The following is a 12,163-nucleotide window of genomic DNA, read 5'->3' as shown; positions in this document are numbered from 1 at the left end:
GTCACACCACGCCGAGGTCCAGCATCGCATCTGCCACACGACGGAATCCGGCCACGTTCGCCCCGGTGACGTAGTCGCCGGGGCGCTCGCACTCCTCAGCCGTCTCCAGGCACCGGCGGTGGATCGACTGCATGATCTCGTCGAGCCGGGTCTCGGTATGAGCGAACGACCACGACTCGCGGGCCGCATTCTGCTGCATCTCCAGTGCGCTGGTGGCCACACCGCCGGCGTTGGCGGCCTTTCCGGGGCCGAATGCGACCCCGGCGTCGGCGAAGGCGTCGACGGCCTCCGGTGTGCAGGGCATGTTGGCGCCCTCCGCCACGGCGATTGTGCCGGCTCGGATCAGGCGGCGCGCATCGGCCCCGTCGAGTTCGTTCTGGGTGGCACACGGCAGGGCCACGTCGCACGGAACGTCCCAGATCGTGCCGTCCTCCACGAAGCGGGCGCTGCCCGACCGGGCATCGGCATACTCGTGGATCCGTCCGCGCCGGACCTCCTTGATCTCGCGAAGCAGGTCCAGGTCGATCCCGTCCTGGTCGACGATGTAGCCGGAGGAGTCGGAGGAGGCGACGACAGTCCCGCCGAGCGAGTGCACCTTCTCGATCGCGTGGAGGGCGACGTTGCCGCTACCGGAGACCACTACCCGGCGTCCGTCGAGGTCGGTCCCCGCGGCGTCCAGCATCTCGCGCAGGAAGAACACCAATCCGTACCCAGTTGCCTCCGTGCGAGCCTGGGAACCACCCCAGGTCAAGCCCTTGCCGGTGAGCACACCGGCCTCGAACCGGTTCGTCATGCGCTTGTACTGGCCGAACAGGTAGCCGATCTCCCGGCCACCGACGCCGATATCCCCGGCCGGCACATCCGTGTTCTCACCGATATGCCGTGCGAGCTCGGTCATGAACGACTGGCAGAATCGCATCACCTCGGCGTCCGAGCGTCCCTTCGGGTCGAAATCGGACCCTCCCTTGCCGCCACCGATCGGGAGACCGGTCAGTGCATTCTTGAAGATCTGCTCGAAGCCCAGGAACTTCACGATGCCCAGGTTGACACTGGGGTGAAAGCGAAGACCGCCCTTGTACGGGCCGAGCGCCGAACTGAACTCCACCCGGAAGCCGCGGTTGACGTGCACACGGCCGCGATCGTCGGTCCACGGCACCCGGAAGATGATCTGACGTTCGGGCTCGCACAACCGCGGCAGAATGGCGGCGTCGAGGTACTCGGGGTGGCGACGTACCGCCGGTCCGATGGACTCCAGGACTTCCCGTGCCGCCTGATGGAACTCCGGCTCATGCTGGCTGCGCCCGACGACGTCATCCAGGACGGACTGCAGGGAAGGGTCGAGCATCGGGAGCCTCTCGTCAGGTGATGGTGCCACGAGCGTCGGGCGCTGTGGCGGCCACGCTCCGGTGAAATTTCTCCCCCCGGAGCGGTTCTAGGACGAGGGTACGATCGCCCGTGAATGAACGTCGAATCGTTGCAGTGGTCAATGGACTGGGGGAAGAGATGTCGGTGCCGGCTGGATGGTATCCGGATCCGCAGGACCAGACACAGGTGCGGTACTGGGATGGTGCGACCTGGACGGAGCAGCGCGCACCTGTGCAGCCGCGCCCCGGCGCTCCCGTGAGCCCTCAGAGCGGAGCGCATGGTGCTCCGGCCGGTGCCTATGGTGCTGCACCCGCACCTGGCGCTGGTGAGTACACGTCGCCTTACGCAGGTACGGATGTGCCTGATGTGGCGGCCCCTGGCACGAGCCCGCAGTGGAGTGGCCAGCAAGCGGGGTCTCCCAGCTACGGTGCTGGCGCAGGATGGTCCACCCCAGGTGGAGCGGCTCCGGGAAATGCCGGGGCGTACGGTTCACCGACGCCGCCTCCCTCCCGACATGGAGGGAAAGGGGCACTGATCGTCGTGCTCGGTGTGGCAGCACTGGCCGTCATCGTGGTGGTCGTGCTTGCTGTGCAGTTGATCAGCGGGCTCGGGTCCGACGATCCGGACCCGACCGGAGCTCCGACACAGCCCAGCCCCACGGCAGAACCGACCGACGAGCCGACACAGGAGCCGACCGACAATCCAACAAGCGACGGCGGCACGATCGTCTCCGGCGACGTCGTCGACGTGGATGTGCCGGCCCAGGGCACGGTGACGTTCACCTTTGCCGTCGACGAGCCCGGTGTGTACTGGGTGGACACCTTCTCGGAGGAAGACGTCGATCCCGTGGTCGAGGTCACGGCGGCGAACGGTACGCGCTGGAGGGACGACGACGGGACCGTCGAGTCCTCGAACTCCTATGACGCGAGCCTGACGATGGTGCTCGCCGCCGGTGAGCATGAAGTGGTCGTCGAGGATCTTCGCCACAGCGGAACCACGTTCGAACTGCACGCCGGAGGGGAACCGGCACCGGCGATCGACGCTGGCGAGCAGGAGTTCTCGGTCGACGAAGGCGGAACATGGGCCGGGCAGCTGGACGTCGGCGCCGGGCAGACGCTCACCGTGGATGTCTACGACACCGACGGCGACGCCATCGCGGGTATCGGCCTGGTCGACGGGGCCTACGAGGAGAACGACGACCGGAACAGCGATGCGCCCGACACGGGCGGGAACCTCGATCCGTACCTCTCCGTGGAGTCGACCGAAGACGGGGCCGCGATCGTCCTGATCTGGGGCTATGACGACGAAGCGGTCAGCGGTACGGTCTCGGTCACCGTCGAGTAGCACCTGTGGTGAGCCGTTCAGGCCTCGAGGCGCAGCGCCTGACGCCAGGTGAGTGCAGTGCCTCCCTGCATCACCGCGCGCTGATAGATCCGCTCGCCACCGCGCACCATCAGGTAGGCGGCAAGCGCAGTCAGTCCGAGAGACACTGCGGGTTGCCAGAGCGCGACGTCGCCTTCGAGGAGTCGCACGGGCATGGCCACCGAGGACATGATGGGTACGAAGCTGGCGATGCTGAGCAGGGGTCCGCTGGCGAACAGTCCGACGAACAACACCGCCATGATCGCCACGACAATCGGACCGGTGCTGGACTGGAGATCCTCGGTCCGGCTGGCGAGCGCCCCGAGAACGGCCCACACGGCTGCCAGCGCCAGGAACCCGACGGCGAAGAACGCGATGAACCAGCCTGAGGCGGAGACGATCCATCCGATGTCCTCGGCCAGACCGGCAGCGTTCACGGCGATGAGGCCCACCACCCCGTAGAGCGCGATCTGGGCGAAGGCGAGGATCGAATTGCCGAGCACCTTCCCATAGAGGAGCTGCCGGACGGGGATCGCGGTGGCCAGGATCTCCACCACGCGATTCTGCTTCTCCTCCAGCACGGAGTTCGCGATCGTCATGCCAAACATCAGGGCAGCCATATAGAACAGGAAAGCGAAGACGAATCCGAGGATCTGGGCGGCGACGCCGCGGCCGGCGTTCTCGTCGAGCAGCTCGATGCTCACCTCGCTTCCCGATTCCAGCTCTGCGAGTGTCGAGCCTGCCGCGGCAGCGTTCTCCGCAAGGACAGCATCACGCACCGCTGCTGCGATGGCGCCCTGCAGCGGGCCGGGCACATCATCCGGACCGAGCAGCACGTATCCGTCTCCGGTGCGGATCAGGCCCGCGTCCGCCTCACCGGAGGTGACCTGCTCGCGCACCTGTTGCTCCGTCTCCAGAGTGCTCACCTGCAGCTGGTCACCTGACTCCTCCACCCCGGAGCTCGCGGACTCCGCGACGGTCGTGACTTGCTCAGTGGCGGTTGCGACCGTGTAGGTGGTGGTACGAGCGGAGAAGAAGGCGGAGATGGCAACCGCGCCGATGAGCAGTGCCATGGTCAGGACGGTCGACAGCAGGAAGCTGCGATCGGTGACCTTGACGAGAATCTCGCGAGCGGTCACAGTGCGCCAGGGAGAGCGCACCAGAACCCGATCTGCGGTGGTCGTGGTTGCAGTCATCGGGTCACCTCGCGGTAGATGTCGGCCAGGGTGGGCACCAGGGGTGTCAGTTCCATCAGTCCTCGAGCGGCGGCTCGGGTGACGAGGTCGGCGGTGAGGTCGCCTCGCGGCTCCACGATCGCGGTAGCGCCGTCGACGTCGAGCACGGTCAGTCCCGGTTCCTCCCGCAACCAGCCGGCGTCTGGGGTGGTGGTGATCCGATAGCGTCGCGGCCCGCGGCCGCGGAGGTCGCTGGCCGAGCCGGATGCCATCACGACTCCGTCGGAGAGGACCACGAGGGAGTCGCACAGGCGATCGACCAGATCCAGCTGATGGCTGGAGAAGAGGACCGGAACGCCCTCGCGGAGCTTGTCGTTGAGGAGATCGACCATGGAGTCCACCGCCACCGGGTCGAGACCGGAGAACGGCTCGTCCAGGATCAGCGCGGTAGGGCCGTGCAGTAGTGCGGCAGCCACCTGGACGCGCTGCTGATTGCCCAGCGAGAGCGCCTCCAGCTTGTCCTTGCCACGGTCGGCGAGCTCGAAACGGTCGAGCAGCCGTTGAGCCTGCCGGGCTGCGTCGCCGCGCGACATCCCACGCAACTGCCCGAGATAGCAGAGCTGGTCCAGGATCTGCTGCTTGGGGTACAGGCCCCGCTCCTCAGGCATGTAGCCGAAAGCAGCGCGATCCGCGCGAGTGATGGGGCGCTCATCCCAGAGCACGTCACCGGCGTGGCGGGCAAGAACGCCCATAATCATGCGCATGGTCGAGGTCTTGCCGGCGCCGTTCGCGCCGACAAAACCCGTCATCGTGCCTGGCTCGACAGTGAACGAGACACCGTCGACGGCGACCTTCTCACCGAATCGTCGAGTGAGGTCGCGGACCTCCAGGGCGGCGGGCATCGATACTCCTTCGCGTGAGGGGCGTTACCCGAGAGCCTAGGAAGGATGTGGCTGCGAATCCTCGCCCGCGCGGCGGATATGGGCTGATCCCCCGCGAGGAGGAGGCTTCACGCCTGTGTCGCCGCTCAGGGAGCGGTCAGTCCGGTGCGGTGGGCATAGACGACGGCCTGCACGCGGTCCCGTGCACCGATTTTGGCCAGGACGTGCGAGACGTGGGTCTTGACCGTCGATTCACCGACGAAGAGCCGGCCGGCGATCTCGGCATTCGACATCCCCTCGGCCACGAGTGCCAGCACGTCACGCTCTCGCGCGGTCAGCGGCTCTATCGGAGGAGCGGGTACGGGGTGTCTTGCTGTGCCCTCGCCGTCAGCTCCACCTGCGACGGAGACCTCCGGACGCTGTACCAGGCGCCGGATGACGCGGACCGTCAGCTCCGGTGCGAGTAGCGCGTGCCCGTCCGCCACTGCGTGGATGGCTCCGACGAGGTCGTCCGGGTCGGCGTTCTTCAGCAGGAACCCACTCGCTCCGGCCTCCAGCGCAGCGAACAGGTAGTCGTCGCGGTCGAAGGTCGTCAGGATGATGACCTTCGCCAGGTCCTCGCCGACGACGTGCCGGGTGGCCTCGATGCCATCCATCGCCGGCATCTGAACATCCATCAGCACGACGTCGACACTGGTACGCCGAAGCAGGTCGAGTGCGGCGCTTCCGTCGGCAGCCTGACCGACGACCTCGATATCGGGCTCGACCGAGAGCACCATCGCGAAGCCGGAGCGCACGAGCGCTTGATCGTCGACGAGTGCGACGCGAATGCTCACGCGGACTCTCCCTGGGTAGCAGTAACGGTAGCGGCGCCGCTTGTTCCGTTTCCGGCCGCCTCCCGATAGGGGAACCGTACCCGAACGCGCCAGCCCGGCCCGGGCTCGCGTGGGCCGGCGTCGACCTCGCCGTGATGCAGCGCCGCTCGTTCCCGGATGCCACGCAGACCGAAGCCAGTCCCGGACGTCGCGCCCCGGGGTCGGCCGTCGTCGAGCACCTCCACCTCCAACCACGACGGCGCAGGCCCGCCTCCGGTGCGTAGCGTCACCGAGGCGCGACGAGCCGTGGAGTGGGAACGCACATTGGTGAGCGATTCCTGTACGCACCGGTACACAGACAGCGAGAGCGGTGCAGCGGCCCGATCCAGGTCGCCCGGTTCGGTCTCGACACGCTCGACGGTCACGATCAGGCCGGCCTCACGGTGGGTCCGGGCGAGAGCGTCGATGTCGTGCAGCCCGGGCTCGGGTGCCCGGGAATCGGAGGGCGTCTCGTCGTTGCGCAGGATGTGCAGCAGTGACCGCATCTCCTCGACCGCCTCGCGGCTGGTCGACTCGATCGTCCGCAGCGCCTGCGTGCTGCGCTCGGGATCGACCGGCAGCATGCGACGGGACGCGGCGGCTTGGACACCGATCACGGAGACGTGGTGAGCGACGACATCGTGCAGCTCACGCGCGATCCGTACCCGCTCCTCGAGCACGGCACGGCGTGCGAGCTCGGCAGCCTGCTCGGCGATCTGCTCAGCCTGGGCGCGAACCCTGACCCGGTCCAGCGCAGTACGCCAGGCCGTACGGCCGATCAGGACAGCGCCGCCGAAGTAGGCGGCGTTGAGCAGGGCGGTGTACAGGGCGTAGGCCACCAGCGGCGGCAGCGGTCCGGCACCGTCCTCGAACAGGCCGCTCATCTGACCGGCGGCATTGGTGACGGTCAGCGCGATGGTGATCCACAGAGTCATCGCCACGATCACTCCTGCTGTGAGGATCCACAGCATGCGGCGGTCGCGTGACCATGCGACCGCCGAGTACAGCGCGGCGAAGTAGGCCACCTGGAACGGCACGGAGACCGTCACTTCCGGACTGAGATACGCCAGTGCCACGAACAGAACGGAGGCGACCACGAGCACCGGTAGCGGCCACCGCCGCCGCACACTGAGCGGGAGCACCATCAATGCCACGGCGAGATAGGCCCGCCAGCCGGCCTCGTCCTCGATGCGCAGCCCGTAGGACTTCGTCAGCGCTACGACACCGAGTGCGACCGCGAGGTAGACGAAGGCACCGATGATGTCACGGCGCTGTTGCCCGCTCGTCGGACCCGGCCGCTCCCACCACGGTTCGTCCGGGTCGTTCAACCAGCCGAACAGGCGCCGGCCGCGGGATGAGGGTGTGTCGGACATCGTCGGTGAGCGTATCCGCCTTGGTCATCCGGCGCCTCCGTCCTGAGACGGAGCCGAGTGCTCGGGCCCAGACATCCAGCACGGGGTGGTGGATTACGTCACCTGGTGGTTACACAACTCGCCGTCCCGTGATTGACTAAGGCAATGCTCACCTCACCCGTCGCCGTCGCTGACCTCGTGAAGGACGATCGCCCTGCCTACCGGCCCTACGCCGTCCAGGTACGTGCGCTGCAGCGGCTGACGCCACATTTCGTGCGCGTGACATTCACTGGCCCGCAGCTGCACTGGTTCGGAACTGATGGCGATGATCAGCGCATCAAGTTGATGTTTCCCAGGGCGGACGGGAGCTTGTGTGACGTCGGCGCCGACGATGAGGAGACCTGCCTGGCGGGGACCTGGTATGAGCGGTGGCGTGGTCTGCCCGCCGAGGAGCGCGGTCCCATCCGCACCTACACCGTCCGGGCGGTACGACCGGAGCGGGCCGAGATCGACGTCGACATGGTGTCCCACGGGGACACCGGGCCGGCCTCGCGCTGGATCGCACGTGCCGCCGTCGGGGATGAACTGGTGATCAGTGGCCCCGATGGACGTTCGACCCGTTCGGGCGGCGGGCGCGACTGGGCGCCTGGAGACGCGCGGGACCTGCTGCTCGCTGGGGACGAGACCGCGGCGCCGGCCATCTGCGCGATCCTGGAGCGGCTCGAACCAGGGCGGCGGGCGCGGGCATTCATCGAAGTGCCGAGTACAGCCGACGCACTCGAGACGACTTTGCCCGAGGGTGTGTCGATCACGTGGCTGGGCCGGGAGACCCGCCCACACGGCGACCTGCTTCTGCCTGCGGTCACGGCATGGGTGCGCGAGCACGCCGACCTCGTCGGCCCCGGCAACGGCACGGACGTCGAGGACGTCGACATCGATTCCGCCATCCTGTGGGACTCGCCGGTAATGCGAGCAGCACCGGACACCTGCGGCCGGGGAGAGCGGTGTGGCGCGGCGTTCTACGCCTGGTTCGCAGGAGAAGCCGCCGTGATCAAGGCGCTACGGAAGGTGCTGGTCACCGAGATCGGTGTGTGCCGCCGTCGGGTGGCCTTCATGGGGTACTGGCGCGCGGGGCGTGCCGAAGGGCAATGAGCAGCGCCGCGCAGATCCGGGCGCAGAGGCGCTGCGCGCCGGTAGCATCGGCGTGGACGGTGGACCATGGTGAGGCCGCCTCGCGGGAGTTCTGACGCGTCGGCGGAGAGCAGGTCCCGGCCGTTCGGGGGAGCGGCCGGGACCTGTGTCATGTCACCATCTCCCGACGACGATGACCGCAACCTGGAGGCCCGATGTTCCCGCTGGGATCTGCTGCACCGCCGACGACGGCCCCCGAGCTGGATGAACGGCTCACCGACGGCTTGCACGAGAGGCTGCGCCCGACCTCCGGTCGGGTCACGGTTGCCTCGGCGGTTGACCCTGATGGGCGGATCGGGAGGCTTGATCTGGACCTGACCGGCGTGGAGCTGAGCCGGCCGAGGCATCAGGATCTGCCGGCGCCGGACGGGGAGGCCATCAGCAGTGAGGTGGAGGCGCTGGCACTTCACGCCGAGCCGGTCATCATCGAGGGTGTGCCGGTTCATGCTCGCGCCAGCATCCACGGCCTCGCGATCACGTACCAGCCGCGCGCTGATGGACGATGGTGGCTTGCTCCAGCAGACGAGGCCGGGACTGGGCTGCGCGGCCAGGCCCGTGTCAGTGCGAGCCTGGATGCCATCGAGCCGGTCCTGGTCTCAACCCTCTCCGAGCGTGTCGCGGCGACGGGATTCTCGCTGGTGGGCGCCCACCTGGACGCGACATCCCTGAGCCCCCGGACTGTTCGGCTCGAGGTGGAGGCCACCATTCGCCGGGGGCCGTTGCGCGCGGTGGTCGTCGGCACGGCGACGGCCGAGGTGGGCACGGATATGGTCCTTACTCTGCGGGATCTGGGAGTGCGCAGTGCAAGTCCCCTGGTCGGGATCGCACTGGCGGCGGTCCGCGGGCGCCTGACGCAGTGGGAGGGCCACCAGGTCGACCTCAGCGCGTTGACGTTCGGTGGCGCCGCCGTCCGGGACGTCGAACTCACGGTCACCGGACGCACGGTGATCCTTGAGGCCGAGATCGGCCAGCGGTGACCGATCCGCTGGTGGATGCTGCGGCAGCCGTGTACCGCGCGACGCCGGCCGCATTCGTCCAGGTACGCCGGGAACAGGCGGACGCGCTGGCCCGCGATGCGCCGGATGCGGCCGCTCGCCTGCGAGAGCTGCCGAAACCGGTGCGCGCCGCATGGGCCGTCAACATGGTCGTCTGGCAGCTGCCGGAACGCCTGGCTCAGCTCCTCGAACTCGGAGAGGCACTACGGAGGGCGCACGCTCGTGCCGACGCTGCCGAACTGCGGACCCTGACACGGGAGAGGCGCAGTCTTGTCGCCACCATCGGAGGCGAGGTGGCCGCTCTCTGCGCCGAGCTCGACGCACCGTTGAGCACGAGCACTCTCGATCAGGTGAACGAGACACTCGTCACGGCGCTGGGAGACGAGGTTGCAGAGGAGGCGATTGTCACGGGCAGGCTGGTGCGCCCATTGAGCCCTGGAATCGATCCGCGTTCGGTGACCGCACTGGCAGAGGTGCCGGGCAGCCGGCCGCTGCCGCTGCGGCCAGGGTCGCCCCTGGTTCCGGTCCCGTCGGGACGGCCGGCGCCCACCGGGACGGCGCGATCGTCGCGAGGGCGCGCCGAGCGTGCCGCGGAGATCCGCGCCGCCGAGCGGCGCGTGGCACGCCTGGAGAGCACGCTCGAGCGAGCGACCGGGCAGGTTGCCGAGTACGACACGGCCATGACCTCGCTACGTACCCGGGTCGATGAGACACGCAAGCAGTGGGAAGAGCTGGAACGAGAGCTCGAGCAGGCGGTCCGCCAGCGCCAGCGCGCCGTGCGTACCCGCGATCAGGCGCGTACCGCGCTGGCCCAAGCCGTCGACCTGCTGACGGCAGCAGAGCGTGATGCCAGGTCTCACTGAGCGAGACGTCGGTGGCGTCGCCGCGGCAGGCAGCCAGGCCCGCATATCGTGACATGATGACCGACCTCTGGATCAGACTCGCCGCGGTGGTGGCGCTCCTGGGAGTTGCCACGCTGGGCTGGCTCGTGTTGCAGCACAGGCGGCGTCCGCGTCCGGTTGAGCACGGCAGCGGGCTGGAGGTCATTGCGGCCAGAGTGCCCGTACCGGCCGCCGATGGGCAGGTCGTCGTGCAGTTCTCCGGGACGCACTGCTCCGCCTGCGGCCCGAGTGCACGGGTCTGGCGTAGCGTGACGTCGGCGCCAGACGCATTCGTCGAAGTGGACGTGACCGAGCACCTGGAGCTGGCGACCGCCTTCGGCGTCCTCAGCACACCCACCAGTCTGGTGTTCGACAGTGCCGGCAGGTTGCGTGCCCGTGTGGGTGGTGCGCCCTCGCCGACACGTGCGCGCGAGGCACTGTCATTGGTGGCAGTTCGATGACCGGGACCACTGAAACGGGAATTGACCCACGCGGGCCGCGAGTCGGAGCCGGTATCACGAGTGTGCTTCTTATCGCCGTGATCCTGCTGGGCGGCGCCGCGGGGCTGGTCGTTCTCGCGGTGGTCGTCGCTTCGTTTGCACTTGGTGCGGCTGCAGGAGTGGGGCGCACCTGGCAGGGGGCGCTCTACCGGAGCGTGATCCAGCCCCGTCTCGGTCCTCCGGCCGATCTGGAAGATCCGGCACCACCGCGATTCGCACAGGCGGTCGGTCTGCTCATCACGGCTGCCGGACTGGTGCTTGGACTGCTCGGGGTGACCTGGGCGCCGCCGGTGTTCGCCGGTGTGGCTCTGGTGGCCGCATTCCTGAACGCCGTCTTCGGCTTCTGTCTCGGATGCGAGATGTACCTGCTGCTCCGGCGCCTGAGCCGTCCCACGGTGGCCTGAACCGTTACCGGCGCCGCCTATGCCACCAGGTCGCGACGAATGGCCACGAGAACGCGATCAGTGCGCAGAGCACGAGCGTCCCTCCCCAGCCGAGCCCGAGCCGGTAGGCGATGAGGTTGATCAGCAGGATCACTGCCAGCGTGATCAGCATCTGCTTCGTGCCGAGCCGCCACAGTCGGCGGTCGCGGTGGACACGCGGACGCTGGGGGCTGCTCATCGGGTGAGCTCCGGGAGGACCTGCTGCTCGAACAGCTCGATACCGGAGCGGTCGTAGGCAGCCTCCGGGAAGTACAGGATCGCGTAGGTCATCCCGGCCTCCTTCATCGCGCTCAACCGTTCCACGACCTGCTCCGGCGTTCCCGTCGTCAGCGACGCGCGGTATCCGGCGACGATCTGCGCGGCCCGGTCCGCCCCGACAGCAGCGGTCATCCGATCCTCCAGCTGCGACAGCCGATCGGCGACTTCGGCCTCGCTCGACCCGATCGCTGTGTTGTAGTTGGAGGATCGGACGATGGCGTCGAAGTCGGTGCCGACCTGATCGCAGTGCTCACGCAGTATCTGACTCTTGTGGGCGAAACCGTCTGGCGATCCGTCGAAATTCGTGTGGGTGGCATAGCGTGCTGCGATCTTCAGCGTCACCTTCTCACCACCGCCGGCGATCCACAGTGGTAGCCCACCGTCTTGCAGTGGGCGAGGCTGCACGATCGCGCCATCGACCTGATAATGCGTCCCGTCGAGCGTCGCCACGCCGTCGGTCCAGGCCTGGCGCATGATCTGCACGCCTTCGTCGAGCATGCCGAGGCGGTGCCCGGCGCGCGGGAAGCCATAGCCGTACGCGCGCCATTCGTGCTCGTACCACCCGCCGCCGATCCCCATCTGCGCGCGCCCACCGGAGATGATGTCCACGGTCGCAGCGACCTTCGCCAGATAGGCAGGATTTCGATAGGCCATGCATGTACACATCTGGCCCAGCTTGACGCTGGAGGTGGAGGCGGCAAAGGCGGACATCAGCGACCATGCCTCGTGAGTGGCCTCCTCACTCGGAACCGGGGTCGTGTGGAAGTGGTCATAGACCCAGATCGAGTCCCAGGCGCCGGCGTCGGCAACCTGGGCCAGTCCGTTCATCACGTTCCAGTGGTCGACCGGGTCGATGCCCACCAGATCGAAGCGCCATCCCTGCGGGATGAAGAAGCCGAATTTCAT

The 12,163-nt window shown here is 68.0% G+C and carries 13 protein-coding genes and 1 pseudogene; 7 read left to right on the top strand and 7 right to left on the bottom strand.

What is annotated here, in order from left to right; translation table 11 throughout:
- Position 1 precedes the first annotated feature (1 nt).
- Entirely contained in the window at positions 2-1,345 is a 1,344-nt protein-coding gene (gene gdhA, locus FV560_RS15685) for an NADP-specific glutamate dehydrogenase (RefSeq protein WP_159622501.1), read from the bottom strand.
- Positions 1,346-1,503: 158 nt separating this feature from the next.
- Here gdhA and FV560_RS20690 point away from each other — a divergent pair.
- Positions 1,504-1,602, top strand: a pseudogene (locus FV560_RS20690) (DUF2510 domain-containing protein); the annotation flags it as partial.
- A gap of 303 nt (positions 1,603-1,905) precedes the next feature.
- The gene (locus FV560_RS20415; RefSeq protein WP_235020166.1) at positions 1,906-2,709 is read left to right on the top strand and encodes a PT domain-containing protein; all 804 of its coding nucleotides are present in this window, start codon (positions 1,906-1,908) and stop codon (positions 2,707-2,709) included.
- A gap of 17 nt (positions 2,710-2,726) precedes the next feature.
- Here FV560_RS20415 and FV560_RS15675 read toward each other — a convergent pair whose 3' ends face one another.
- From FV560_RS15675 to FV560_RS15660, 4 genes are all read right to left on the bottom strand, one after another.
- Entirely contained in the window at positions 2,727-3,923 is a 1,197-nt protein-coding gene (locus FV560_RS15675; RefSeq protein WP_159622499.1) for an ABC transporter permease, read from the bottom strand.
- A complete protein-coding gene (locus tag FV560_RS15670) occupies positions 3,920-4,804 on the bottom strand; it encodes an ABC transporter ATP-binding protein (protein WP_159622498.1) in 885 nt (294 codons plus the stop codon). The genes FV560_RS15675 and FV560_RS15670 overlap by 4 nt, the downstream gene beginning before the upstream one ends.
- Positions 4,805-4,929: 125 nt before the next feature.
- The gene (locus tag FV560_RS15665) at positions 4,930-5,562 is read right to left on the bottom strand and encodes a response regulator (protein WP_159622574.1); all 633 of its coding nucleotides are present in this window, start codon (positions 5,560-5,562) and stop codon (positions 4,930-4,932) included.
- Positions 5,563-5,615: 53 nt separating this feature from the next.
- The gene (locus tag FV560_RS15660) at positions 5,616-7,010 is read right to left on the bottom strand and encodes a sensor histidine kinase (protein ID WP_159622497.1); all 1,395 of its coding nucleotides are present in this window, start codon (positions 7,008-7,010) and stop codon (positions 5,616-5,618) included.
- Positions 7,011-7,154: 144 nt separating this feature from the next.
- Between FV560_RS15660 and FV560_RS15655 the strand changes: the two genes are divergently transcribed.
- The 5 genes from FV560_RS15655 (at position 7,155) to FV560_RS15635 (ending at position 10,960) form a co-directional block, all read left to right on the top strand.
- Entirely contained in the window at positions 7,155-8,141 is a 987-nt protein-coding gene (locus FV560_RS15655) for a siderophore-interacting protein (RefSeq protein WP_159622496.1), read from the top strand.
- A gap of 194 nt (positions 8,142-8,335) precedes the next feature.
- Positions 8,336-9,157, top strand: a complete 822-nt coding sequence (locus FV560_RS15650; protein ID WP_159622495.1) for a hypothetical protein — start codon at positions 8,336-8,338, stop codon at positions 9,155-9,157.
- Positions 9,154-10,038, top strand: a complete 885-nt coding sequence (locus tag FV560_RS15645) for a hypothetical protein (RefSeq protein WP_159622494.1) — start codon at positions 9,154-9,156, stop codon at positions 10,036-10,038. Before FV560_RS15650 ends, FV560_RS15645 begins: the two co-directional genes overlap by 4 nt.
- 56 nt (positions 10,039-10,094) lie before the next feature.
- On the top strand, positions 10,095-10,517 hold the full coding sequence (locus FV560_RS15640; RefSeq protein WP_159622493.1) for a thioredoxin family protein: 423 nt from the start codon (positions 10,095-10,097) through the stop codon (positions 10,515-10,517).
- On the top strand, positions 10,514-10,960 hold the full coding sequence (locus FV560_RS15635) for a DUF4395 domain-containing protein (RefSeq protein ID WP_159622492.1): 447 nt from the start codon (positions 10,514-10,516) through the stop codon (positions 10,958-10,960). The genes FV560_RS15640 and FV560_RS15635 overlap by 4 nt, the downstream gene beginning before the upstream one ends.
- Before the next feature lie 4 nt (positions 10,961-10,964).
- On the opposite strand, the gene FV560_RS15630 is transcribed toward FV560_RS15635, so the two are convergent.
- Together FV560_RS15630 and FV560_RS15625 are read right to left on the bottom strand one after the other, a co-directional pair.
- Positions 10,965-11,177, bottom strand: a complete 213-nt coding sequence (locus FV560_RS15630; RefSeq protein ID WP_159622491.1) for a hypothetical protein — start codon at positions 11,175-11,177, stop codon at positions 10,965-10,967.
- Positions 11,174-12,163, bottom strand: a complete 990-nt coding sequence (locus FV560_RS15625) for an LLM class F420-dependent oxidoreductase (protein ID WP_159622490.1) — start codon at positions 12,161-12,163, stop codon at positions 11,174-11,176. The genes FV560_RS15630 and FV560_RS15625 overlap by 4 nt, the downstream gene beginning before the upstream one ends.

Source organism: Ruania rhizosphaerae (assembly GCF_009805705.1).
In the GTDB taxonomy this organism is placed as follows: Bacteria; Actinomycetota; Actinomycetes; order Actinomycetales; family Beutenbergiaceae; genus Ruania; species Ruania rhizosphaerae.
This window is presented reverse-complemented; position numbering and strand designations above follow the sequence as displayed.